The 22,802-nt window shown below is 62.5% G+C and carries 24 protein-coding genes; 10 read left to right on the top strand and 14 right to left on the bottom strand.

Annotation, left to right across the window (positions count from 1 at the left end; translation table 11 throughout):
* Nucleotides 1–42: 42 nt before the first annotated feature.
* The 5 genes from CPI83_RS26545 (at nt 43) to CPI83_RS26525 (ending at nt 4,325) form a co-directional block, all read left to right on the top strand.
* On the top strand, nt 43–816 hold the full coding sequence (locus tag CPI83_RS26545; RefSeq protein WP_042950503.1) for a fumarylacetoacetate hydrolase family protein: 774 nt from the start codon (nt 43–45) through the stop codon (nt 814–816).
* Nucleotides 813–1,265 carry a RidA family protein gene (locus CPI83_RS26540; protein WP_097387961.1) on the top strand — a complete coding sequence of 151 codons (453 nt, stop codon included), beginning with the start codon at nt 813–815 and terminating at the stop codon, nt 1,263–1,265. The genes CPI83_RS26545 and CPI83_RS26540 overlap by 4 nt, the downstream gene beginning before the upstream one ends.
* On the top strand, nt 1,262–1,783 hold the full coding sequence (locus tag CPI83_RS26535; protein WP_003943511.1) for a 3-hydroxyanthranilate 3,4-dioxygenase: 522 nt from the start codon (nt 1,262–1,264) through the stop codon (nt 1,781–1,783). The genes CPI83_RS26540 and CPI83_RS26535 overlap by 4 nt, the downstream gene beginning before the upstream one ends.
* Nucleotides 1,784–1,786: 3 nt before the next feature.
* Nucleotides 1,787–2,782, top strand: coding sequence for an amidohydrolase family protein (locus CPI83_RS26530; RefSeq protein WP_020968257.1), 996 nt, complete (start codon nt 1,787–1,789; stop codon nt 2,780–2,782).
* 184 nt (nt 2,783–2,966) lie between these two features.
* Complete coding sequence (locus tag CPI83_RS26525; RefSeq protein WP_019746615.1) at nt 2,967–4,325, top strand: MFS transporter; 1,359 nt, start codon at nt 2,967–2,969, stop codon at nt 4,323–4,325.
* 60 nt (nt 4,326–4,385) lie between these two features.
* Here CPI83_RS26525 and CPI83_RS26520 read toward each other — a convergent pair whose 3' ends face one another.
* From CPI83_RS26520 to CPI83_RS26495, 6 genes are all read right to left on the bottom strand, one after another.
* Nucleotides 4,386–5,312 carry a LysR substrate-binding domain-containing protein gene (locus CPI83_RS26520; protein ID WP_019746616.1) on the bottom strand — a complete coding sequence of 309 codons (927 nt, stop codon included), beginning with the start codon at nt 5,310–5,312 and terminating at the stop codon, nt 4,386–4,388.
* A gap of 50 nt (nt 5,313–5,362) precedes the next feature.
* Nucleotides 5,363–6,655 (bottom strand): carboxylesterase family protein, encoded by a 1,293-nt coding sequence (locus tag CPI83_RS26515; protein ID WP_042950498.1) that lies wholly within the window; start codon nt 6,653–6,655, stop codon nt 5,363–5,365.
* Between the two features lie 85 nt (nt 6,656–6,740).
* Nucleotides 6,741–7,301 (bottom strand): TetR/AcrR family transcriptional regulator, encoded by a 561-nt coding sequence (locus tag CPI83_RS26510; RefSeq protein ID WP_021342679.1) that lies wholly within the window; start codon nt 7,299–7,301, stop codon nt 6,741–6,743.
* A 15-nt stretch (nt 7,302–7,316) separates the two neighbouring features.
* Complete coding sequence (locus CPI83_RS26505) at nt 7,317–7,787, bottom strand: nuclear transport factor 2 family protein (RefSeq protein WP_019746619.1); 471 nt, start codon at nt 7,785–7,787, stop codon at nt 7,317–7,319.
* A gap of 130 nt (nt 7,788–7,917) precedes the next feature.
* Nucleotides 7,918–8,592 (bottom strand): Crp/Fnr family transcriptional regulator, encoded by a 675-nt coding sequence (locus CPI83_RS26500; protein ID WP_003943506.1) that lies wholly within the window; start codon nt 8,590–8,592, stop codon nt 7,918–7,920.
* A gap of 255 nt (nt 8,593–8,847) precedes the next feature.
* Nucleotides 8,848–9,120: a hypothetical protein gene (locus CPI83_RS26495; RefSeq protein ID WP_019746620.1), complete on the bottom strand. Its 273-nt coding sequence runs from the start codon at nt 9,118–9,120 to the stop codon at nt 8,848–8,850.
* A gap of 80 nt (nt 9,121–9,200) precedes the next feature.
* Between CPI83_RS26495 and nth the strand changes: the two genes are divergently transcribed.
* Genes nth through CPI83_RS26475 form a run of 4 tightly spaced genes read left to right on the top strand, consistent with a single transcriptional unit; the run spans nt 9,201 to nt 12,549 of the window.
* On the top strand, nt 9,201–9,986 hold the full coding sequence (gene nth, locus CPI83_RS26490; RefSeq protein ID WP_003943471.1) for an endonuclease III: 786 nt from the start codon (nt 9,201–9,203) through the stop codon (nt 9,984–9,986).
* Between the two features lie 6 nt (nt 9,987–9,992).
* Nucleotides 9,993–10,646: a TlpA disulfide reductase family protein gene (locus CPI83_RS26485; protein WP_020905971.1), complete on the top strand. Its 654-nt coding sequence runs from the start codon at nt 9,993–9,995 to the stop codon at nt 10,644–10,646.
* The gene (locus CPI83_RS26480; RefSeq protein ID WP_019746622.1) at nt 10,643–11,362 is read left to right on the top strand and encodes a CoA pyrophosphatase; all 720 of its coding nucleotides are present in this window, start codon (nt 10,643–10,645) and stop codon (nt 11,360–11,362) included. Before CPI83_RS26485 ends, CPI83_RS26480 begins: the two co-directional genes overlap by 4 nt.
* Entirely contained in the window at nt 11,359–12,549 is a 1,191-nt protein-coding gene (locus tag CPI83_RS26475; protein ID WP_019746623.1) for a MarP family serine protease, read from the top strand. Before CPI83_RS26480 ends, CPI83_RS26475 begins: the two co-directional genes overlap by 4 nt.
* 3 nt (nt 12,550–12,552) lie before the next feature.
* Here CPI83_RS26475 and CPI83_RS26470 read toward each other — a convergent pair whose 3' ends face one another.
* The 3 genes from CPI83_RS26470 to nhaA are packed head-to-tail and all read right to left on the bottom strand — an operon-like array spanning nt 12,553 to nt 15,260.
* Nucleotides 12,553–13,488 carry an alpha/beta hydrolase gene (locus CPI83_RS26470; RefSeq protein ID WP_019746624.1) on the bottom strand — a complete coding sequence of 312 codons (936 nt, stop codon included), beginning with the start codon at nt 13,486–13,488 and terminating at the stop codon, nt 12,553–12,555.
* Between the two features lie 15 nt (nt 13,489–13,503).
* Nucleotides 13,504–14,013 (bottom strand): phage holin family protein, encoded by a 510-nt coding sequence (locus CPI83_RS26465; protein ID WP_019746625.1) that lies wholly within the window; start codon nt 14,011–14,013, stop codon nt 13,504–13,506.
* The gene (gene nhaA / locus CPI83_RS26460) at nt 14,010–15,260 is read right to left on the bottom strand and encodes a Na+/H+ antiporter NhaA (RefSeq protein ID WP_003946111.1); all 1,251 of its coding nucleotides are present in this window, start codon (nt 15,258–15,260) and stop codon (nt 14,010–14,012) included. Before nhaA ends, CPI83_RS26465 begins: the two co-directional genes overlap by 4 nt.
* A gap of 257 nt (nt 15,261–15,517) precedes the next feature.
* Here nhaA and CPI83_RS26455 point away from each other — a divergent pair, with 257 nt between their 5' ends.
* On the top strand, nt 15,518–16,909 hold the full coding sequence (locus CPI83_RS26455) for an MFS transporter (protein ID WP_019746627.1): 1,392 nt from the start codon (nt 15,518–15,520) through the stop codon (nt 16,907–16,909).
* A 55-nt stretch (nt 16,910–16,964) separates the two neighbouring features.
* Here the strand turns inward: CPI83_RS26455 and CPI83_RS26450 are convergent, their stop codons facing one another.
* The 5 genes from CPI83_RS26450 to CPI83_RS26430 form a co-directional block, all read right to left on the bottom strand.
* Nucleotides 16,965–18,650 carry an allantoin permease gene (locus tag CPI83_RS26450; protein WP_019746628.1) on the bottom strand — a complete coding sequence of 562 codons (1,686 nt, stop codon included), beginning with the start codon at nt 18,648–18,650 and terminating at the stop codon, nt 16,965–16,967.
* Nucleotides 18,651–18,785: 135 nt separating this feature from the next.
* Nucleotides 18,786–19,841: an AAA family ATPase gene (locus CPI83_RS26445; RefSeq protein WP_029254336.1), complete on the bottom strand. Its 1,056-nt coding sequence runs from the start codon at nt 19,839–19,841 to the stop codon at nt 18,786–18,788.
* Between the two features lie 10 nt (nt 19,842–19,851).
* Nucleotides 19,852–20,889, bottom strand: a complete 1,038-nt coding sequence (locus CPI83_RS26440) for an aliphatic amidase (RefSeq protein WP_019746630.1) — start codon at nt 20,887–20,889, stop codon at nt 19,852–19,854.
* A gap of 26 nt (nt 20,890–20,915) precedes the next feature.
* Entirely contained in the window at nt 20,916–21,536 is a 621-nt protein-coding gene (locus CPI83_RS26435) for an AmiS/UreI family transporter (protein WP_097387960.1), read from the bottom strand.
* Between the two features lie 110 nt (nt 21,537–21,646).
* Nucleotides 21,647–22,726: a substrate-binding domain-containing protein gene (locus CPI83_RS26430; protein ID WP_020905975.1), complete on the bottom strand. Its 1,080-nt coding sequence runs from the start codon at nt 22,724–22,726 to the stop codon at nt 21,647–21,649.
* Nucleotides 22,727–22,802 lie beyond the last annotated feature (76 nt).

Below are 22,802 nucleotides of genomic sequence, written 5' to 3'. Positions count from 1 at the left end.
ACATCGAAACCGCAAAAGTTTTCCAGAAATGAGCGAGGCGTGATGACAGCCCCCGAAGACACCGTATCCGCGCTCGCGCGTCGCCTCGACGACGCTGCGCAGACTCGCACCGACACCCCGAGCCTCGCCGACGAATACACCATCGACATCGACGAGGCCTACCGGATCCAGAACGAACTCCTCGAACGACGAACCAGCCGTGGCGAATCGATTGTGGGTATCAAGCTCGGCTTCACAAGCCAGGCGAAGATGGCGCAGATGGGTGTCTCCGAAGTGATCGTCGGTCAGTTGACCGACGCGATGTGCGTGAGCAACGGCGGCGAAGTCGACCTGAGGACGTTCATTCATCCCAAGATCGAACCCGAAGTGGCATACCGTCTGTCGAAGGACGTCGATCTCGACGATCCGAACGTCGACATCGAAACCTGCGTCGATGCACTGGCTCCCGCAATGGAGATCATCGACTCGCGCTATCGCGACTTCCGCTTCACCTACACCGACGTCGTCGCCGACAACACCAGCGCTGCCGGGTATGTGATCGGGCGGTGGCTGCCGCTACAGAACGTCGAAGACCGTTCCGTACGTATGGAGGTCGGCGGCGAGACGGTAGTCGGTTCCACGTCGGCCATTCTCGGCGATCCGGCACGCGCTTTGCATGCCCTGCTCGACATCGCCCGCCGACGCCGAATTCCGTTGCGCGCCGGTCAGGTAATTCTGGCCGGTGCCGCCACAGCAGCTGTGCGACTCGACGAGGGCGTCGCACAGTGCACGATCGACGGACTCGGAACCGTCACGGTGAAAGGTGTGAAGCGATGAGTGGGGCGCAGGTCATCGAGAAGCTGGCGAAGCCGCGCGGAAAGTTCCCCCACGTCAAGGTGGTCGGCGATTTCGTCTATGTCTCCGGGACCAGTTCGCGTCGACCCGACAACACGTTTGTCGGCGTCGAGGTCGACGAGATGGGGACGACGGCGCTCGACATTCGGGCGCAGACGCGTGCCGTCATCGAAAACATGGCGGCAATCCTCGCCGAAGTGGGTGGAGAACTCAGTGATCTGGTTCAGGTCACCTCCTACCTGGTGTCCATGAACGACTTCGGTGGATACAACGAGGTGTACGCCGAACTGTTCGACGAAAACGGTCCGACGAGAACGACTGTGGCTGTTCACCAACTGCCCCACCCGCATCTGCTCATCGAAATTTCCGGCGTGGCGTACGTGCCCGCCTCCAAGCGCTCAGCGTCCGAAGATACGGAGAATGCATCATGACCACGATTCCTCCCGTCATCGACTTCAAGAAGTGGATCGACGACAACCGCCACCTGCTGCAGCCGCCTGTCAACAATCAGACGATGGCGCTCGGAGACGACTTCATCGTGCAGGTCGTCGGCGGACCGAACCAGCGGACCGACTACCACCTCGATCCGTACGAGGAGTGGTTCTACCAGCTCGAAGGCGACATCCACGTCAACGTCATGACCGAGGACGGTCCTCAGCGTGTCGACATTCGTGAGGGCGAAACCTGGTTGCTGCCGGGAGACATTCCGCATTCGCCGCAGCGTCCCACCGCGGGCTCCATCGGCCTGGTCATCGAACGCGTCCGCAAGGAAGGCACGCTCGAGAAGTTCCAGTGGTACTGCCTCGAATGCGATCACAAGATTCACGAGGTCGAACTTCAGGTGCGCGACATCGTGGCCGACCTTCCGCCGGTGTTCGTCAAGTTCTACGAGAGCGAAGAAGCCCGCACGTGTGACAAGTGCGGCACGCTCCATCCCGGCAAGGGCTGAGTGATGAGCAACCTGATCGACATCCACACCCACTACGTGCCCAACGGGTGGCCGGATCTGACCGAAGACGCGGGGCCGCAAGCGCCGTGGCTGAAGGTCGAGTCGGAGACCGAAGCCATGATCATGATGGGCACCAAGGAGTTCCGCCGCATCCAGTCCGATGCCTGGGACGCCGAGGTGCGGCTTCGGGACATGGATGCCGACGGCGTGCACACGCAGGTCGTCTCGCCGACGCCGGCATTCTTCAATTACGGCCGAAGCGGCGAGCAGGCAAGTCGCATCGCACGGATCTTCAACGACCTCGCGCTCGAGATCGTGGAGCCGGCGAAGGATCGGTTGATTCCGTTCTGCCAGGTGCCTCTGCAAGACACCGACGCAGCGTGCCGTGAGCTCGAGCGGTGCATCGCGAACGGGCACCGCGGTGTCGAGATCGGCAATCATGTGGGCGATCTGGACCTCGACAGCGAGGGCGTGGTGACGTTTCTCCAGCACTGCGCGTCGCTTGACGTGCCGGTATTCGTGCACCCGTGGGACATGGCCAACTCTCCGCGCCTCGATCGCTGGATGGCGCAGTGGCTCACCGCGATGCCGGCCGAAACGCATCTGTCGATACTCGCGCTGATTCTCGGTGGGGTGTTCGACAAGATCGACGATCGTCTCAAGATCGGATTTGCGCACGGTGGTGGATCTTTCGCGTTCTGGTTGGGCCGGATGGAAAACGCCTGGCACGGCCGCAACGACATCATCGGTACGTCGGAGTTCCCGCCTTCGCATTACCTGGGTAGGTTCTACGTGGATTCCGTCGTCTTCGACGAGCGCGCACTGCGACTGCTGGTGGACACGGTGGGGGTGGACCGTGTGATGGTGGGTAGTGATTACCCGTACCCCTTGGGGGAGCGTCCGGTCGGTGAGGTGGTTCGCAAGAGTGAGTTCTTGGACGATACTGCGCGCCAACTGATTTCGCGGGGGAATGCCGAACGCTTCCTGGGTCTCGTCTGAGACCCCGGCTATACCCTTTCCGGTATGGCGGACGGTGAATTCGGCATTTGTGAGTCATGTCTCGAGCGAGCACAATTCCAAACACAACGATCGACGACGCTCGTGATGCCGACAATCCCGAAGACGGGGTCGGTGACTACAGATTTCATCGTCCGCCTGCCCCATCCAATCGATAGGTTCCGCGATGTCAGACAAGATATCCAACAGCACAACGAGTGACGGAAAGCCGTTGCCGGAGAAAGCTGCCCGTAGCCGAGTTGCCATGGCAACTCTGGCCGGCACAACTCTCGAATGGTACGACTTCTTCCTCTACGGCACAGCCGCCGCGCTGATCTTCAACAAACAATTCTTTCCGAGCCTGAGCCCCACGGCCGGCACGCTGGCTGCCTTCAGCACCTTCGCCGTCGGATTCATCGCACGGCCGGTAGGTGGGCTCGTGTTCGGGCACTTCGGTGACCGGATCGGGCGCAAGGCCACACTCGTGGTCTCCCTGGTGATGATGGGCGTCGGGTCCACACTCATCGGCCTCATCCCGAACTACGATTCCATCGGATTCTGGGCGCCCGTCCTCCTGGTGGCCATGCGCGTCGTTCAGGGCATCGGTCTAGGCGGTGAAGGCGCCGGTGCGACACTCATGTCGATGGAGCACGCGCCGGCAGGGCAGAAGAATCGTTATGCAGGTTTCCCGCAGATGGGCACACCCGCCGGACTGGTTCTCGCCAACGGCATCTTCCTGACGACCAACGCCGTGATGTCGGACTCGGCATTCGCTTCGTGGGGTTGGCGAATCCCGTTCCTGCTCAGCTTCGTTCTGGTGGCGATCGGTCTGGTGATTCGCCTGCGCGTCACCGAGTCGCCGTCATTCGCCGGGATCATGGAGAAGGGCGAAATAGTCCGCTTCCCGCTGCGCGAGTCGCTCAAGGTCGGCTTCCCCCGGTTGTCTCTCACGCTTGCCGCGTGCTTGGCGAACTCCGCCGTGGCGTACGCCTTCATGGTGTTCACCCTGTCGTACGGAACTCAACATCTGGGCTACGACAAGCAATTCCTGGTGCTCAGCGTGACCGCGGCCGCAGTCCTGTGGTTCCTTTCCATCCCGTTCTGGACCAAGATCGCTGACAAGTACGGGCGTCGACACATGTTCATCGGCGGATCTGCCGCAATCCTGTTGTGGTGCATCGTGTTCTTCCCGCTACTGAACACCGAGAACAAAGTGGTCGCTGTCATCGCGTTCCTGGGTATGGGTCTGATCGTGCCGGTCACCCACTGCGTTCAGGGCAGCATCATCGCCGATACCTTCCCGGCCAAGGTCCGCTACTCCGGTTCGTCTCTGATCCTTCAGAGTGGTGCGATTCTCGGCGGTGGACTGGCGCCGATGATCGCCACCGCACTGCTGGACGCCACCGGGTCTTCGGTAGGCGTCACCTGGTACCTCGCCTCGATATGCACTATCAGCCTGGTCGGCGCCATCGCACTGTTCAAGATTGTCCCCGATTCGTCGCGGGGCTTGGAGCACGAGGAGATTCGCGTCTCCGAAAACGCCTGAGTACTGGATTGATCCGACATCGGCCCGTTCCCCCTCGCGGGGAACGGGCCGATCGGCGTTTCACGGTCGCATGAGCTCAGCTGCAAAGGACTCCAGCGTCGCGATCAGGGCCTGCGCGGACGGGCTCGACGTGCGAGTCGCCGAGGAAGTGATGCCGACGCTGTGCCCGATCGGATCGAGTGTGATGGACAGGGTGGTCAAGCGCGCGTCGTCGCGGGGGATGAGGCTCGGTAGGACCGCGATCATGTCGGTCTCGACCAGCAGCTGGCGCACGGTGAGGAAAGAGGTTGCCTCGACGCGGTTTTCGGGCAACGGCAGGCTGTTGCGGGCGAAGAACTCCTCGAGCTCGCGGCGGAGCACTGTCTCGACCCCGGGAAGGATCCAGGGGAAGCCGCGTAGTTCTTCGAGTTGGACGTCCTCGCGGTGAGCGAGCGGGTGATCCACGCGGGTGACGAGTTCGACGGACTCCGCGTAGAGGTTCCGTCTTATCGCGGTGTCATCGGTAGGTGAGGTGAGCCGGCCGACGATCAGATCGATTCGGCCCGCTTCCAGATCGGTGAGCAACTGTTCGGGCGTGCCTTCGCGCACGATGACGGTGAGCAGCGGGTGGTGAACCTTCAGGCGCGCGATAGCGCCGGGAAGCAGCACGTTGGATCCGGCGAGATGTGTTCCCACGATGACGGTTCCGCGATTGGCGTCGGCAAGTTCGACGACGTGCCGCCCGGCTTCGGTCAGCTGCGCGATCACGGCCCGCGCATGAGTTGTGAAGGCCTCGCCGAAAATGGTCGGGGTGATTCCGCGTGGGCCGCGGTCGAAGAGCGAGACACCGAGAATGGACTCGATGTCGTGCAGACTGCGGGTCGCGACGGGTTGTGTGATGTGAAGTGCGGCAGCGGCGCCGACCACGCTGCCCTGACGGCTCAATGCGTCGACGAGCAGGAGATGGCGGAGTTTGAGTCGCCCGTCGAGGAGCTTGGGCATGTCCATGGAGCAATCCTAGACGGGATTGCCGCGAGTGGGTAGGCGCCCGAAGTTGCTCAGAAGAAGGTGATTCCGATCGGTTGGGCCGAGGTGTACTTCTCCCAGGTTTCGCTGCTGTCCGGACTTCCCGTGTGCGCAAACGACGTCCAGTGCCGGCGTATCCGACGGCCCAGTGCGTCGATGCTCTGCCAGTCGCTGCTGCCCAGCATCGGTGAGCTCTTCCAGGACTGGTCGGTCCCCAACACGAAGGGCAGTTCGATGCAGTGAGTGGCTCCGAAGACGTCGTCCGTCGGTGCCCAGTCGAAGCGATACGTGTACACCGACGCGCCGGCCGCTGTGAAGGCGTCGGCCAGCTCCATCGCCGGTTCGGCAAACATGTTCTGTGTCAGTGCCTTTTCGGCGACGCGTTCGGGATCGGGTACTCCCGCTACGTCGCGCACGAAAGCGGATCCCTCGTCGCGGGTGTATCCCACGATGACGTCCGGCGCTGTTTCGAAAGTTCGGATCACCGGATCCAGTTCGGAAATCGGTGCGAAGGGCGGTTGCACGACATTGGGGGACCGCCGGCTGAACTCGATTGCGGTGCTGCGGAATGCGTCGAGAATGCGGGAGAGTGGCGCGGTCCGAGGATCTCCGTCGAGCAGTCGGGCAAATGCTTCACCGTTCTCGATCGCGGCAGCCTGCGTGAAATTGAGGTCCGGCCGTGGGGTGCTCTGCAGAATTGCTCGATGGAAAAGAGTTCGAGAGTTGTTACTGCTCAACAGATTCACAATCGAATGAGCGCCGGCCGACTGCCCGAACACGGTGACCGAGTCTGGGTCGCCGCCGAATGCCTCGACGTTCTCGCGCACCCACTCGAGCGCTGCGATCTGATCGTGGACCCCTAGATTGCCTTCGCTGACGCCGTCGAGGAGGAGGTATCCGAGCACGCCGACGCGGTAGTTGACCGACACCACCACGACGTCGCCCTCGGCTGACAAAGCGTGGCCGTCGTACCAGGGGAGGGAGCCGCCGCCACTGGAGTAACCGCCACCGTGAAGCCAGACCATCACCGGGCGATGACCGGTCAGCGACGGGGTTGTGACGGTGACGGTGAAGCTGTCCTCGCTCTGCTCCGGTTCTGGGAGCGGTGGCCCCATGATGCGCTCGAGCCGTGAAGGTGGTTGGGGGAAGACCGTTCCAAGCGCTGTGGCGTCGAAAACGTCGGAGAACGGTCCCGCCGGCCGCGGCTTCTCGAAGCGCGGTGCGCGGGCGTAGGGGATCGCACCGAAGTAGTAGGAACCGTCACGCTTTAGGCCGCGGATCTTCCCCGAAGCTGTGGATGCGATCACCGTCTCGGACGAGGGCATGGGTTCCTTTCCTCTTGTGCATACCTTTTCGAGCATGCCAGGTGCATGCCGCGGCACAAATGCCTTTGTGGTCGTGCGATATGCGTTACGGCGTGAGTGCCTGTACCAGTCGATCTTCGAGTCGCGTCGTCACTCGGCTGTATACGGCACCGTCGTCCAGGGCTCGGGACATCACTATTGCGCCTTGGATTCCGGCCACGGCTTCTTCGGCGAGTCCGGTGGAATCTTCGGCGCCGACGAGTGCCGCCTCGAGAGCTGCTGTCCATTCGTCGAAGTAGGTTCGCACCTTGGCGCCGAAGCGGTTTCGCTCTTCACCGAGTGCAAATGCGCCGAACAGGCAAATGCGTTGCCCTGACCGAAAGTAGTCGGCGACGGTAGCGAACATGCTCTCGATGCGCTGCCGCGGTGGAACCGACTCTGCTCGAAGCGGTTCGAAGACTTCGGTGCGAAACCATCCGTCGACCTCGTCGAGTACGGCCTCGGCCATCTCTTCCTTTCCTCGCGGAAAGAAGTTGTAGAGACTGCCTTTGCCCAAACCGGTGTGTTCGGTGATGACGGCCAGGCTTGCTCCGTCGAACCCGTAGGTTCGAAACACGTTCGCGAGGGCGGGGATCGTGTCCGAGCGTTCAGCTACCTGTCTGGCCATGGATTCATCCTTTCATCACAGACCCAACTCGCTCAGGCCCGGATGATCGTGCGGGCGTGGTCCGGTCGAATCCCAGAAGAACTTTCGCTCGGACTCCGCGATGGGGACGTCGTTGATGCTGGCATGACGGTGGTGCATGAGGCCATCCGCGTCGAATTCCCAGTTCTCGTTGCCGTAGGAGCGGAACCACTGCCCGTCGTGATCGTGCCACTCGTACGCGAATCGCACGGCGATGCGGTCGTCGCCGTGTGCCCACAACTCTTTGATCAACCGGTAGTCCAGCTCGCGGGTCCACTTCTCGGTCAGAAGTTCGACGATTTCGGATCGGCCGGTGACGAACGTCGACCGATTGCGCCACCAACTGTCCGGCGTGTAGGCCAGCGACACCTTGTGCGGATCGCGTGAGTTCCATCCGTCCTCGGCGAGGCGGACCTTCTGGACGGCGGTTTCGTGGGTGAAGGGCGGAATCGGTGCTCGGACGGTCATTGCGTGGCCTCTCGATCGGATGTGTACCTATTGGTACACACTTTACCGATAGGTACAACAAGAGTCCAGGGAATGACTTCGGCCGCCCCCACCGAAGTGGGAGCGGCCGAAAGTGTCGAGAAGGAAGAAACTAGCGGGCGCGACGAGCCAGACGCTCGGAATCCGAGATCAGAACGCTCTTGCCTTCGAGGCGCAGCCATCCGCGGTGTGCGAAATCGGCGAGCGCCTTGTTGACGGTCTCGCGGGAAGCGCCGACGAGCTGGGCGATCTCTTCCTGCGTGAGGTCGTGAGTGACGCGCAGGGCGCCACCTTCCTGAGTGCCGAAGCGCTGCGCGAGCTGCAGGAGCGCCTTGGCCACACGGCCGGGAACGTCCGTGAAGATCAGGTCGGCCAGGGTGTTGTTGGTACGACGCAGTCGGCGGGCGAGAACGCGCAGCAGCTGCTCGGCGATCTCGGGGCGCTGCTGGATCCATGCCTTGAGAGCGTCGCGGTCCATGCTCACGGCGCGAACCTCGGTGACGGTCGTAGCCGTCGAGGTGCGGGGGCCGGGGTCGAAGATGGACAGTTCGCCGAACATGTCGGACGGGCCCATGATCGTCAGTAGGTTCTCGCGACCGTCGGGTGAGCGTCGACCGATCTTCACCTTGCCGGACACGATGATGTACAGGCGGTCACCGGGTTCACCTTCGTTGAAGATGACATGTCCACGGGGGAAGTCGACGGGCTGCAGCTGCTTTGTCAGCGCCGCTACCGCTGAGGGCTCGACTCCTTGGAAGATGCCGGCTCTTGCCAGGACGTCGTCCACGTGCGCTCCTTGTTGGGATTTGTTCGTTTGTGGTGTCATTTTTGCGCTAACTATCTTTGTACCCGCGCTGCGCACAAACCGTCGTACACAGGCTCAGCCCTCATGAGTGAGACACTGTGTCCAATGCAATCTGTGTTCAATGCAACAGGTACGGCATCGAAGTCTACGTCCCGATAGCTCGCGACGAGTGATTGATGCCACGTAAGAGCCGAAAATTCTTCCGGAATCCGCTGCGGTGACTACTTTGTATGGCCGTCAACTTGCCCGTTGTGTCCGAATTTCGCCCAGGCTGGCGCTCTCGGGAGCCTCCGACTGACGGCCCTTCCGCTTCCGGTGGAAGCGAGCGAACGCATGGGGAAACCCATCGCTTGCCAGGCGGGCGACGTCGTCGTGACTTGCCTGATCGAGGAAGTCTTCTACTTCGTGCTCTTGAACCGAGAGCCGACGCAATCGCCCTTCGACTCGTTCCATCGCCAGGGCAAAGAGCATCAGCAGTAGCGGAAAGAGAATTACTGCGAGTCCTTGCATAGGGGGAAGTAAACACGTCGAAGGTCTCAGAATCGACACGACGGAGTCTCCACTCATGTCGTATCCGTACAGTTGTCTGAGTGCAGACCACCCCGACAGGCAGTTCAGAGCAGCGGAAGAAACCGCGTTCGGGGGGTGCGCGGAAGGAAGAATCACACCTCGGATTGGTACGCCGGGCGCGTCGGATGAATCGCGAGCTCGCTGTGGCTTTCCCGCACGTGTATTGCGAACTCGACTTCACGACTCCGTTGGAACTGGCAGTGGCGACAATCCTGTCGGCGCAATGCACCGACGTCCGCGTCAACATGGTCACGCCGGCGCTCTTCGCCCGCTATCCCGACGCGAAGGCATACGCGGAAGCCGATCGGACCGAACTCGAGGAGTACATCCGCTCCACCGGCTTCTACCGGAACAAGACGACGTCGTTGATCGGACTCGGTCAGGCGCTACTCGAACGCCACGACGGTCAGGTCCCGAACAAGCTCGAAGATCTGGTGAAACTCCCAGGCATCGGACGCAAGACCGCGAACGTCGTGCTGGGCAATGCCTTCGACATCCCGGGAATCACCGTCGACACCCACTTCGGTCGGCTCGTGCGTCGGTGGAAGTGGACCGAGGAAGAAGATGCCGTCAAGGTGGAACACGCCGTCGGGGCACTGATCGAACGTAAGGAATGGACACTGCTCTCGCACCGCGTGATCTTTCACGGCCGACGGGTCTGCCACGCGCGCAAGCCCGCGTGCGGGGTGTGCGTTCTCGCCAAGGACTGCCCGTCGTACGGACTCGGCCCGACCGACAAAACCGAGGCCGCGGCCCTGGTGAAAGGCCCCGAGACCGACCATCTGCTCGCCCTGGCAGGGTTGTGATCGCCGATGACAAGTGCTGGAAGATGGTCTCTCGCTGCGCTCGTGGTCGTCGCGGCTCTCGTCGTGGCGATCTGGCCGCGCGGGGGAGACGACACGACGCCCACGTCCACGGGTCCGTCGTCGTCCGCGTATCAGCCGCCGACGTTCACTCCGTCGTCGGAATCGCTCGATCAACTCCGTAGCCAGGCCTCACTGGCTCCCTGTCCGACTCCGACGGGCGAAGCTCCGGCCGGCTCGGCGCTGGCCGGAATCACCCTCGACTGCGTGTCAGACGGTCGGCCCGTCGACCTTGCCGCAGCGGTCGGCGGAAAACCGACTCTGCTCAACTTGTGGGCGTACTGGTGCGCGCCATGCGCCGAAGAGCTTCCGTACCTTCAGGAATTCGCGGAGCGCGCCGAGGGCAGCATCAACGTTCTGACGGTGCATTCGGATCCGAATCAGGAGAACGCTTTGACGCGACTCATCGACTACTCGGTGCGTTTGCCCGGCGTCCAGGACGGTGACGGCAAGGTACGGATCGCAGTGGGCGCACCGCCGGTGCTGCCGGTGTCAGTGCTCGTGCGCGCGGATGGAACAGTCGCCAAGGTCTTGCCTCAACCTTTCCGCAGTGCGGACGAAATCGCCGCCGCTGCGGCGCAATATCTGGGAGTCGTCGTATGAGCACACCGGTTCCCGAGTGGTTGCGAGCTGTCGCCAGCACCGAGCCCACCGATCCACACCGGATCAACCCCGTCCTCGAGCGTCGCGCGCCGCGCGGGACCGTCACGCGTCCGGCCGCGGTGCTCGTGCTCTTCGGCGGACCGCGTGAGGCAGACCCTCTCGCCGTCGGCGGCTTGCCGGAGGGCGCAGACGTGTTGCTGACCCAACGGGCGTCGACGATGCGTCAGCACAGCGGACAGGTCGCATTCCCGGGCGGCGCCGCCGATCCGGGCGACGACGGCCCCATCGGCACCGCGCTGCGTGAAGCGCAGGAGGAGACCGGGCTCGATCCGAGCGGAGTTCAGCCGCTCACCGTGCTGCCGGAGATCTTCATCCCGCCGTCGGGTTTCGACGTGACGCCGGTGCTCGGCTACTGGGAGCAGCCGACGACGGTGGGGATTCAGGACGAGGGCGAGGTCGGACGGGTGGCCAGGGTGCCGCTGCGCACGTTGCTCGACCCCGACAACCGGTTTCAGGTTCGCCATCCCCTCGGATACCAGGGCCCGGCGTTCCGCGCCGACGGCATGCTGGTCTGGGGGTTCACAGCAGGAATCCTCGCGGCGCTGTTCACGGTGTCGGGCTGGGAGATTCCGTGGAACTACGAGGACGTGAGAGACCTGGACACAGCGCTGTCCGAGTTCGGTGAAGGTGTCGAGGATTCGGCGGTGCCGCGATGACAGGTTCTCGTTGGGTGGACATCGCCATCGTTCTGGTCGCCCTCATCGCGGCCACGTCCGGATGGCGTCAGGGTGCGGTGGCGTCGGCGTTGGCGTTCGTCGGCGTGATCCTCGGTGCCGTCGCCGGAATTCTGTTGGCGCCACACCTGCTCGTGCACGTCACCGAAGGCAAGCTGCGCATCCTCGCGGGCATCTCGCTGATCGTGGTGTTGGTCATCATCGGCGAAGTCGCCGGCATGGTGCTCGGACGCGCGGCGCGCAGCGGAATGCACAGTCCGACGGCGCGATCCGTCGACAGCGTCATCGGTGCGGGTCTACAGGCGGTGGCCGTCGTGGTCGCGGCGTGGTTGCTCGCGATTCCGCTCACTTCTTCGTCGCAGCCGAATATTGCCGCCGCTGTTCGTGGTTCGGATGTTCTCGCCAGCGTGGACGAACTGGCGCCGCAGTGGCTGCGCCGCATCCCGACGGAGTTTTCGGCGTTGCTCGACACCTCCGGTCTGCCGGACGTCATCGGCCCGTTCGGGCGTACGCCCATCACCGAGGTCGAAGCACCCGACGCGAGCGTTCTGGCCAGTCCGTTGGCGGCGCAGTTGCGTCCGAGTGTTCTACGCATCAACGGCGTCGCACCGAGTTGCCAGCGCGCGCTCGAGGGATCCGGATTCATCGTCGCCCCCGAACGCGTCATGACCAACGCACACGTGGTTGCCGGAACCGAGAGCATCACGGTGGACACCATGGAGGGCGCGCTGCCCGCGCAGGTGGTTCTCTTCGACTCCGCCGTCGACATCGCGATTCTGGCGGTTCCCGGACTGGACGCACCGGTGCTGCCGTTTGCTCCGGAGCAGGCTCAGACCGGCGACAACGCGTTGGTGCTCGGTTACCCCGGCGGCGGTCCGTACACGGCCAGCGCAGCCCGCGTTCGTGAGGTCCTGAACCTGAACGGACCGGACATCTACAAGGCCGGAACCACTCAACGTGAGGTCTACACCGTCCGCGGATCCATTAGGCAGGGCAACTCTGGTGGGCCGATGGTCGACGATCAGGGGCGCGTCCTCGGCGTCGTGTTCGGTGCCGCCGTCGACGACAGCGACACCGGATTCGTCCTCACCGCCCAGGAAGTATCGCGCCAGTTGAACGCGGCTGCCTCGGCGTCGACGCCGGTGCCGACAGGCGCCTGCATTCTGTAGCGGTCACTTCTCCGTAAGGAGGAAGTCCTCGAGTTCGCGGTTGACGCGCTCGGGGGCTTCCTGATGCGCGTAGTGACCAACTCCGGCAATGGTGCGCAGTTTCTCGCCGGGAGCCCAATGCTTGTCGCGCCGCACGGTACGGGTGAGCACGTACGGGTCGAGTTCGCCGTGAATCTGGACGATCGGAATGCGAAGAACCTGATCCATCAAACGCATGAAACGACGACCCTCGGGCCGAAGCTGGCTGCGGAACGCCCAGCGCTGGTACTCCAGCGTGGAATGCGCGACGCCCGGGATCCGGATCGCGGCCCGCATCTTGGTCATCACGTCCGCGAACTCGGGTTGCTGCGGCCAGGTGGGGCCGGACCGCGAGCGAACCAGACGCTCCACCTCGGCGCCGTTGTCGGCCGTCAACCGACGTTCCGGGCGTAGCGGTACCTGATAGGCCAGGAAAGAGGGCAAAAGCGCGCGGCGCTGATATGGGTCGCGCACGACTGCTTTCTTGAGTGCCATCGGGTGTGGCGACGAGATCAACGCGATCGACCGCACCAGGCGTGGATGCAGGAGCGCGGTCGCCCAGCACACCAACCCGCCGTCGGCATGACCGATCAGCGTGGCCTTGCCGTAACCCATCGCACGAATGAGACCGGCTACGTCACCGGCGAGCGTCCAACCGTCGTAGCCGCGAGGGGGCTTGTCGGAATCGCCGTACCCACGAAGATCCATGGCGACGACGCGGAATCCCTGCTCCGACAGTGCCGTCAACTGATGGCGCCAGGACCACCAGAAATCGGCGAATCCGTGCAACAGGACCACCAACGGAGCATCCGGCTCCGCGTCGCCTACCTCGACGACGTGAAACCGGATGCCGTTGGCGTGAATGTCCCGGTGAATCCAGGGGCCGTCGAACCTGACGGTGGATGGATCTGGGGCTGCCACTTTCGATCAGACTCGCTACCGGCGCGCGTTGAAATCGACAGACGGCTTTGCGTCGTCATGGCTGCCGGGAAGGACGTTCTTGGCCTGCTTGAGCGATTCGATCGTCTTCTCCGGAGCCCTCAGCTTGCGCACACGCAGATAACCGAGCAGCGCCAGAATCGCGGTGGTCACCACCATGATCAGGAAGACGATGAGGAACGCCAGCCAGCGCGGCACCCAGGTATCGAGCATCTCGGCCAGGAAGAAAAAGAAGAAGAACGAGCTGAACAGCAGAACCGTGAAGGCCAGGATGAAGAAGACACTGCCCTGCAGACCCTTCTTGACCTCGCCCGTGACCTCGGCCTTGGCAAGTTCAACCTCGGCGCGCACGAGGGTGGAGACCTGTGCGGTCGCGTCCTTGACGAGGGCCCCGATGGTGGCCTCACCCGGCGTGCGGGCGTCCACATCGGTGAGAGGGATGGACGAGACCGTGTTCGGTACTCCATCTCCGGTGAAGCGCTGGCTCTCTCCGTTGGTCAAGCTCACTTGTCGACCTCTCCAGGTAGTTCTCTCGCGTCCGTGGCAATGGCGGTGGAAGCGTCGTCTCGAGCCGCATGAACTCGTCCACGTCGCCACAGCAGCGCTGATCCGATCAGCGATGCCACCAACGATGTCACGAGAACTGCGGCCTTCGCTATCTCGGCCTCGCTGCCATCGCCGACCCCGTCCAATGCGAGGTCTGCTACAAGCAGGCTAACGGTGAACCCGATGCCACCGAGAACTGAGAGGGCAAACATGTCTCTCAATTCCAGTGTCTTGGGCTTGGTGGCTATGCCCAATTTGATCGCGAGCAGGGAAATTCCGAAGATTCCGACGGTCTTTCCGACCAGAAGGCCGACGACAACCGATTGCCCGACGGGGTCGGTGAAAATGTCGCCGAGTACCGCGGCGTTGATCGGAACACCGGAGGCGAACAGTGCGAAGACGGGGACGCAGAAGCCTGCGGAGTACGGCTGAATGCGGTGCTCGAGGCGGCTGCCCGGCGCGTACTCCTCGTCCGGATCGCGCCTGACACGGGTGAGTAGGCCGAGCGCGACGCCCGCGAGTGTGGCGTGTATCCCCGCTTCGTGCATCGCGTACCAGGTCAGTAGAGCCAGCGGGACGTAGAGGAACGGCGTCGTGATGCGCTTGTGCTGGGCGTAGGCGTAGACAGCGAGGGCTGCGGCCGCGGTCAGCAGCCACAACATCGCGAGGGAGCCGGTGAACAGTACGGCGATGAGGATGATGGCGAGCAGATCGTCGACGACGGCCAGGCTGAGCAGGAAGACTCGGGCGCTTGCGGGGATCTTCGATCCGGTGAGAGCGAGCACGCCGAGGGCAAAAGCGATGTCCGTCGCGACGGGAATGGCCCAGCCCTTGTCCATACCTGGAGTGCCGAAGCCGATGGACGCCGCGATGATCGCGGGGACCAGGACGCCGCCGCACGCCGCGATGATCGGGAGCATCGCGGCTTTGCGGTCCGCGAGCTCGCCGACCACCAGTTCGCGTTTGAGTTCGAGGCCGGCGACGAAGAAGAAGACGGCAAGCAGTCCGTCTTGCGCCCAGGTGCCAAGGCTGAGGTCCAGATGGAGTGCAGACGGGCCGATCTGGAAGTCGCGCAGTGCGATGTAGCTCTCACCGAAAGGTGAGTTCACCCAGATCAGAGCGACGGCAGCGGCGATGAGCAGTATCGATCCGCCCACCGTTTCGGTGCGGAGATAGCGGGACAGTTCGGAACGCAAAGTGGAGATCACGCGTGGGGACGACCTTTGTTCGTGCACCCGAGTTCGGATGCAACAGACATGAACGTGATCGACGTTGTAAAGCATCGAATGCACGTGCCGACCAGACTTCCCGGCTCACCTTTACGGGATTTTATCGCGGATTGCTCGCTGAGCCGAATTAGCGAACCGAATTTGCGCCGGAAAACCCCGCGGGTGTTCAATTCCTACTGATTGGGACACCATCCCACCAATTGGACAATTTTCGTATAACGGCGCAGGAGCATGTTTTGAGCACGTCAGTCAGTGAGAACCCACCCAAGCCGGAGGGCAGCGACGCAGATACCGTCGCCGGAGTGCCGCGCAGCCGAATCGTGGTTGCCAGCATGGTGGGTACGTCCATCGAGTTCTACGACTTCTACATCTATGCAACAGCGGCAGTATCGGTGTTCCCGCACCTGTTCTTCCCGAAGGGCAACGACACCACCGCGCTTCTCGCGTCGTTGGCGACGTTCGGACTCGCGTTTGTCGCCCGTCCCCTCGGCTCGATTCTCTTCGGGCACTTCGGTGACCGCGTCGGACGCAAGGCAACTCTCGTCGGCTCGCTGCTGACGATGGGTATCGCGACCTTCCTCATCGGACTGCTGCCCACTTATCACCAGATCGGTCTGCTGGCCCCGGCGTTGTTGGCGCTCATGCGTTTCTGCCAGGGCCTCGGACTCGGCGGCGAATGGTCTGGCGCGGCTCTGCTCGCGACCGAGACGGCCAAGGAAGGCAAGCGGGCCTGGGCGGCGATGTGGCCGCAGCTCGGTGCACCCATCGGCTTCTTCATGGCCAACGGACTGTTCCTGATCATCACGCTGTTCATGAACCACGACAATTCCAGCCCGGACCTCGAAGGGGCCTTCCTGAGCTGGGGATGGCGAATTCCGTTCCTGCTCAGCGCAATCATGGTGATGATCGGCCTGTACGTCAGGCTCAAGCTCGAAGAGACCCCGGTGTTCGCGCGTGCAGTCGAGCGCGGCGAGAAGGTCAAGACCCCGGTCGCCGAGGTATTCAAGACCAGCTGGCGTCAGCTGATCATCGGTACGTTCGTGATGCTCGCGACGTACACGCTCTTCTACATCATGACCACCTGGGTGCTCAGCCACGGAACCGGCAAGACGGCGGCCGACGGCGGAACTGGCGCAGGCTTCAAATACACCGATTTCCTTGTCCTGCAGCTCATCGCAGTCGTTTTCTTCGCTGCCGCCGTGCCGGTCTCGGGTTGGCTCGCCGACCGCTACGGGCGTCGTATCACACTGCTGATCATCACCGGCCTGATCATGGTGTTCGGCTTGACCTTCGGCGTGTTCCTCGAACCGGACGGAATGAACGACGGCCGCATGTTGGCGTTCCTCATCGTGGGCATGCTGCTCATGGGCTTGACCTTCGGACCGATGAGTGCCGTTCTCCCGGAACTCTTCCCGACCAATGTCCGCTACACGGGCTCGGGAATCGCGTACAACACCGCCAGCATTCTGGGCGCTGCGGTGGCGCCGTTCATCGCCGTCTACCTCGCGAAGAACTACGGCGTCGGCTGGGTCGGCATCTACCTCCTCGTAGCTGCGACGCTGACTTTTGTTGCGCTGCTGGTCATGCGCGAGACAAAGGGTGAGTCGCTAGACGATGTAGGGGCATAACCCTGCTGTGCGCCTTTGTTAACCCCCGGCGGTTAATAAAGGCGCACAGCAGTTGTCAGGGAAGCTGAGCAGGCAGGACGTGCTCACCGGTCTTGTCGGTGCTCAAGGCCAAGGAACTGATGTACTGCTTCTCGCCGTTGGGGCCGGGAACGTTCGACGCGAGCATGTCGGGTCGCTCGAACTCGATGCCGCTGACGCAGCACAGAAGCGTTTCGCCCGAGGGGTTCCCGTACTCGTCGAACATCGGCAGATCGATGCCGTCGTCGGTGCGCCGCAGGTAGTACTTGCCCTTGGTGGCGACGGCGAGGACCGGCGGCATCACCAGTGCGATGACGATCGCGACGATTGGGGAGAACGGCTTGATCGCCGAACCGAATGCGCCGAAGAACACCAGGATCGAAATACCCGCGGCCAGCAGCATCGACACGAAGCCGACGGGGTTGACGTCGTAGAGCATTCCGCGTCGGAACTCGGGGACCTTCGGGGAGAGCTTCAACCAGTACTTGTTGATCGCGATGTCCGAGGCGACGACCACGACCCAGGCGATACCGCAGTTGGCGTAGAAGCCCAGGATCGTGTTGAGGAAGTCGAACATGTTGGCTTCCATCAAGATCAGTGCGATCGCCAGGTTGACCAGAACGAAGATCATGCGTCCCGGGTAGGTCTTGGTGACGCGGGTGTACGAGTTGGTCCACGCCAGTGAGCCGGAGTACGCGTTGGTGACGTTGATCTTGATCTGGCTGATGACCACGAGGATCACGGCAAGGGTCATGGCCAGCCAGTGCGGCATCATGTCCTGGTAGATCTCGAGAAACTGGTGCACGGGCTGGTTGGCGATCGAAGATCCGTCGACGACGTTCGCGATGATGTACACGGCGAGGAACAGTCCGACGATCTGCTTGAACGCGCCGAAGATGACCCAGCCGGGCCCCGCGAGAATTACTGCAGCCCACCAACGACGGGTGTTCTCCGGCGTCTTGGGCGGCATGAAGCGTAGGTAGTCGATCTGCTCGGCGATCTGTGCGATCAGCGACAGGCAGACACCCGCGGCCAGCATCACCGATCCGAAGTTGACGCCCTTGCCGTTTGCGCCGTCCTCACCGCCGAAGGCGAAGAACGCGCTCACCGAATCTGGGTGCTTGAACAGCAGATACAGGAACGGCAGCACCATCATGACGAGCCACAGAGGCGTCGTCCACACTTGGAGCTTTGCCAGAGCCTTCATTCCGTAGATGACCAGTGGAATGACCATCAGGGTCGAGACCGCGTATCCGATCGAGAGTGGGATCCCGAGCCCCAGTTTCAAACCCTGGGCCATGATGGAACCTTCGAGCGCGAAGAAGATGAAGGTGAACGTCGCGAAGATGACGTTGGTGACCACCGAGCCGTAGTAGCCGAAACCGCTTCCGCGCGTGATCAAATCGAGGTCGATGTTGTATCGCGCGGCGTAGTAGGCGAGTGGGAAGCCGGTGGCCATGATGACGACGGCAAACACGGCGATGCCCAGCAATGCGTTACCGGTGCCGTACGAGATGCCGATGTTGGCGCCGATCGAGAAGTCTGCGAGATACGCGATTCCGCCGAGCGCGGAGGTCGCGACGACGCCGGTTCCCCATTTGCGGTAGCTGCGTGGCGCAAATCGGAGGGTGTAGTCCTCCAGAGTCTCCTTCAGTGCGGCGTTCTCACCGAGATCTGCCCTGTCCGGTGCGCCGGCGGACACCTGCTCGTTCACTGCTGTCATGACGTCACTTCCCCTGGGTGCCTGTGCATGTGCACTTTGTGGTGCAGGCACCCAACCTAGGGAGGTGGCGTTACGCGGACATGTTTGAAATGTGTCGCCCACGTTGCGGATTCGATCCGCAACGTGAGCGAGCACTCATGGGACTTTCTTTACCTGTATCTGATCACCAACTGCCCGCGCCTGCAAGGCGAGTGGCTGCGTCCCGACTGGTCGTAGGTCGAGAACGGCGGCGGCCACCGGGTCGGCCAAGACGTTTCGGATGGTCCGGCGCAGGCCACGTGCTCCGTACACCGGATCGAATCCGCGCCGTTGCAACAGAGCGACGGCGCTGTCGTCCACGTCGACGTCGACGCCTCTCCTGGCCAACCGAGTCGTGATCAGTTCGATCTCGAGCCGGGTCACTTGTTCCGCGGTCTGTTCGTCGAACTCGTCGAGGATCACGGTTTCGTCGATGCGGTTGAAGAACTCGGGGTCGAAGAACTTCTCGAGAGCGCGCTGCACCAAGTGGTGACCATGGTGTGGTCGATCGATCCGGACGCGATCGGCGAGCTGCCGCACCCGGGACCGTCGACGTTCCGCCACCGCAGCAGAACCGAGATTCGAGGTCAGGAACACATAGCTGTTGCGGAACGAGATCTTCTGCTGACCGTTCGCCAACCGGAGTTCGCCGTTGTCGAGGACCTGCAGGAGCGCACGTAGAACGGTGGGGTCGGCCTTCTCCACTTCGTCGAACAGGACGATTCCGGGGGTGTACGGATCGCCCTCGACGGTGTTCTTGTCGAACAGTGTGAAGGACTCCTTGCTGCCGGCATACCCAGGCGGTGCCCCGGAGAACGACGCCGCATAATGCTCTTGCGCAAGAGCATTCATGTCGATGCGGCACAGATCGTCGGGCCCGGACCGGAGTTCCGCGGCCACGCGCCGCACCAACTCCGTCTTGCCGACGCCGGTGGGGCCGACCAGAAGGATGTTGGCGAGCGGACGCGTCGGATCCGTGGCACCGACATGCGCGATCGAAATCGCCCGAACCACTGCGTCGACGGCGGCCTGTTGTCCGACGATCTTGGAACTGAGGGCTTTCGAGAGATTGCGAGCGTCGAAGGCCCCGACCGGTACGGGTTCGGATCGTTCCTCGGCTGGTGGTGGTGCTGAACTGTTCCGGTCATGGAGCATGTCGGTGATATACGGCACAGCGAGATCCTTAAACTTCGATTGTCTTCTCGACCGGCAGGTTTCCGACGCGGCAGTCCGCTACGCCCACTGTGTCTCGGGTGATGGCCTCGACGCGTTCCTGAGCCTTCTGGGCATCGGTGACCCACAGCTTGTAGAACTCGAACGGGCAGTCAGCGACGCCCTTGTCTCCGTCACCTGCTGCGTGGACACCGGAGTATCCGCGGTGGAGGAGCTTGAAGATGTGGTTCTGGGACTGATCGTTCTCGCGTGCGTCGCGAATGGCTGAGACGGACAACTGCGCGTACTGGATTCCGTATTCCTCCTCTCCGGTCTCACCTAGCGTCCGACCGTCGAACCCGATGATCGCGGAGTGTCCGAAGTAGGAGTAGACGCCGTCGAATCCGGCTGCATTGGCAACTGCCACATAACAATTGTTGGCCCAGGCCATTGCCTTGGACATCATCACCTGCTGGTCCTTGGCGGGGTACATGTAGCCCTGGCAGCGGACGATGAGTTCTGCACCCTTCATTGCGCAGTCACGCCAGATCTCCGGGTAGTTGCCGTCGTCGCAGATGATGAGCGAGATCTTCAGGCCCTTGGGACCCTCGGATACGTACGTGGTGTCGCCGGGGTACCACCCTTCGATGGGGCACCAGGGCAGGATCTTTCGGTACTTCTGAACGATTTCGCCCTTGTTGTCGATGAGAATCAACGTGTTGTACGGCGGCTTGTTCGGGTGGTCTTCGTGCTGTTCACCGGTGATGGAGAAGATTCCCCAGGTATCGGCCTCGCGGCAAGCGGCGGAAAAGATTGCGGTCTCGTCACCGGGGATGGTTGCCGCTGTCGCATACATCTCCTCTTCGTTGTACATGATTCCCTGCGTGGAGTATTCGGGGAATACCACCAGATCCATTCCGGGGAGTCCGGTCTTCATGCCGATCATCATGTCGGCGATCTTGCGCGCGTTCTCGAGAACTCCGGCGCGATCGTGCAGGCGGGGCATCTTGTAGTTGACTACTGCTACGCCGACCGTGTCGTTGCTCGAGGAGATGTCACCGTGTCGCATTGTCTTTCACTCCTTGGTTGTGTGGATCAGTTGAAGACTGGATGAGTCTGGGGTACTGCGGCTTTGGGTGCGGCGAGGATCTTGGCCAGGCCGAGGAGAACCAGAAGCGCGCCGGCCCAACCGGCGGCTACCGCGGGTGTGGTGTGGAAGTTGTCGGTCAGGATCAGAAAGGCAGGAACAGTGCAGGTGGGCTGGCTCAGCAGGACTGCTGCCCAGCCGGTGAAGCGGCTGAGGTTCTCGCGGCCGAGGCCGAGCACCAGGAAGAACAGCGTCCACAGTGCTGCCCATGCGAGCCAGATGACCCCGAAGACGGGGTCGTTGCTCACCGTGAACGAGAGGAAGGAGTACACGAGCGCGGCGCACGCGACGAACAGTGAGAACCACCCGATTCCTTCCGGTTCGAAGCCGGCGAGATTGCTGATTCCTACGTAGAGGTAGGTGAATCCGAACAGGTAGAGACCTGAGGCCGCCAGGACGGCGTTCGAATCTCCCTGTGCCTGAATCAACAAAACGGTGGGGACGACGCATTGAAGTGCGCCGACGAAGAGATTGAGGACCGAGGCGGATCGAACGGGAACTGTGCCGAGCAGCATCAGTCCGTTGACGAAGAGGACGGCTCCCACGTAAAGCAAACCAACACTGCCCATCGGGCACCTCCGGTTACTTTCGGGACGGGTTACTTTCAAATGAAATGATTCCAAATGAAACTAAGTGATGCGCGCCACAGAAGTCAAGAGGTGGATCTCCGGGGAAGGTTTCAGAGGGTGGCGATGATCGAGAAGTCGAGTCCGTCGGCGACGGCCAACTGAATCTTCTGTCGTGCAACGCGATCGCGAAACTCGACGGTTCCGCGAGGGCCGTCGTACGCGGCGCCTTCGACGACGGCGTCCAGGGCGTGCGGGTGGGTGCTGTCGGCGCGTCGAACCAGGGCCGAAAGGGTATGTATCCCTTCGTAACACGACTCGGCAGCGTTGTTCAGTGCCGGAGCGTGCGCGCCGTGCAGTGCGATGTAGCGCCCGAGCAGGTCCATGGAGTTACCGTCGACCATCGAGCGGAAGTACGCTGCCGACGCAAACAGGTTCCGGGTTGCGCGGGGGCCGCTTGCGAGCAGCATGTTTTCTTCCATCAACGGGCTGAACCGGATCATCGACTCGTCGAGGCCTCGGCGGGCGAAGGCTCGGTTGAAGTCGACGGCGTCCTGCCCGACGAGGAGCATGATCACGCCGTCGCAACCGGAGTTCGAGACGGTCTCGACCAACTGCTTCATGTTGCCGCGCCCCAGATCGACAAACGAACCGCCGACCAGGGTGAGGTCGAGTTCGGTGGCGAATTGCCTCACGGCCCCGAGCGAGCTGTGAGGCCAGATGTAGTCGTCGCCGACGACGAACCACTTGCGCGCTCCGACGTTGTCGCGCAGCCACTTCAGTGCCGGCGCGATCTGCTGTCGTGGTGTTTCGCCTGAACAGTAGATTCCTGGTCTGACCTCGCCGCCCTCGTAGAGCGAGGTGTACGAGTACGGAATACGGCCTGCGACCACCGGTGCGAGTGCGTGGCGGACCGAGGAGATGTGCCAACCGCTGACGGCGTCGATGTCACCTGCGTCGAGTAGCTGTTGCACGCGGGCTGCGACGACGCCCGGCGAGGCGCCGCCGTCGATCACTTCGATCTGGACTTCGCGTCCCAGTACGCCGCCGGAGTTGTTGAGATCGCGGGCGGCCAATTCGCTGATCGCCTCACACGACGGACCGAACAGTCCGGCCGGTCCTTGGAGGGGAACCACCATGCCCAGGCGCCACACTGCGCTGCGCGCGCGTTCGAGCGCGCCGGTAGCGCTCATGCGTCGCCGCCGGAATCGGAAGCCAGCGGCCTGGCCTGGGTTACTATCATTTCATTTGAAAGTATTGCCCGAGAAG

It is taken from the genome of Rhodococcus sp. H-CA8f, from assembly GCF_002501585.1.
Taxonomy (GTDB): Bacteria; Actinomycetota; Actinomycetes; order Mycobacteriales; family Mycobacteriaceae; genus Rhodococcus_F; species Rhodococcus_F erythropolis.
This window is presented reverse-complemented; position numbering and strand designations above follow the sequence as displayed.

Bases quoted from the DNA above. Each gene is read 5' to 3' on its own strand.
- CPI83_RS26545 (WP_042950503.1), top strand. From the start codon at position 43: ATGACAGCCCCCGAAGACACCGTATCCGCGCTCGCGCGTCGCCTCGAC.
- CPI83_RS26540 (WP_097387961.1), top strand. From the start codon at position 813: ATGAGTGGGGCGCAGGTCATCGAGAAGCTGGCGAAGCCGCGCGGAAAG.
- CPI83_RS26535 (WP_003943511.1), top strand. From the start codon at position 1,262: ATGACCACGATTCCTCCCGTCATCGACTTCAAGAAGTGGATCGACGAC.
- CPI83_RS26530 (WP_020968257.1), top strand. From the start codon at position 1,787: ATGAGCAACCTGATCGACATCCACACCCACTACGTGCCCAACGGGTGG.
- CPI83_RS26525 (WP_019746615.1), top strand. From the start codon at position 2,967: ATGTCAGACAAGATATCCAACAGCACAACGAGTGACGGAAAGCCGTTG.
- CPI83_RS26520 (WP_019746616.1), bottom strand. From the start codon at position 5,312: ATGGACATGCCCAAGCTCCTCGACGGGCGACTCAAACTCCGCCATCTC.
- CPI83_RS26515 (WP_042950498.1), bottom strand. From the start codon at position 6,655: ATGCCCTCGTCCGAGACGGTGATCGCATCCACAGCTTCGGGGAAGATC.
- CPI83_RS26510 (WP_021342679.1), bottom strand. From the start codon at position 7,301: ATGGCCAGACAGGTAGCTGAACGCTCGGACACGATCCCCGCCCTCGCG.
- CPI83_RS26505 (WP_019746619.1), bottom strand. From the start codon at position 7,787: ATGACCGTCCGAGCACCGATTCCGCCCTTCACCCACGAAACCGCCGTC.
- CPI83_RS26495 (WP_019746620.1), bottom strand. From the start codon at position 9,120: ATGCAAGGACTCGCAGTAATTCTCTTTCCGCTACTGCTGATGCTCTTT.
- CPI83_RS26485 (WP_020905971.1), top strand. From the start codon at position 9,993: ATGACAAGTGCTGGAAGATGGTCTCTCGCTGCGCTCGTGGTCGTCGCG.
- CPI83_RS26480 (WP_019746622.1), top strand. From the start codon at position 10,643: ATGAGCACACCGGTTCCCGAGTGGTTGCGAGCTGTCGCCAGCACCGAG.
- CPI83_RS26475 (WP_019746623.1), top strand. From the start codon at position 11,359: ATGACAGGTTCTCGTTGGGTGGACATCGCCATCGTTCTGGTCGCCCTC.
- CPI83_RS26450 (WP_019746628.1), bottom strand. From the start codon at position 18,650: ATGACAGCAGTGAACGAGCAGGTGTCCGCCGGCGCACCGGACAGGGCA.
- CPI83_RS26440 (WP_019746630.1), bottom strand. From the start codon at position 20,889: ATGCGACACGGTGACATCTCCTCGAGCAACGACACGGTCGGCGTAGCA.
- CPI83_RS26435 (WP_097387960.1), bottom strand. From the start codon at position 21,536: ATGGGCAGTGTTGGTTTGCTTTACGTGGGAGCCGTCCTCTTCGTCAAC.
- CPI83_RS26430 (WP_020905975.1), bottom strand. From the start codon at position 22,726: ATGAGCGCTACCGGCGCGCTCGAACGCGCGCGCAGCGCAGTGTGGCGC.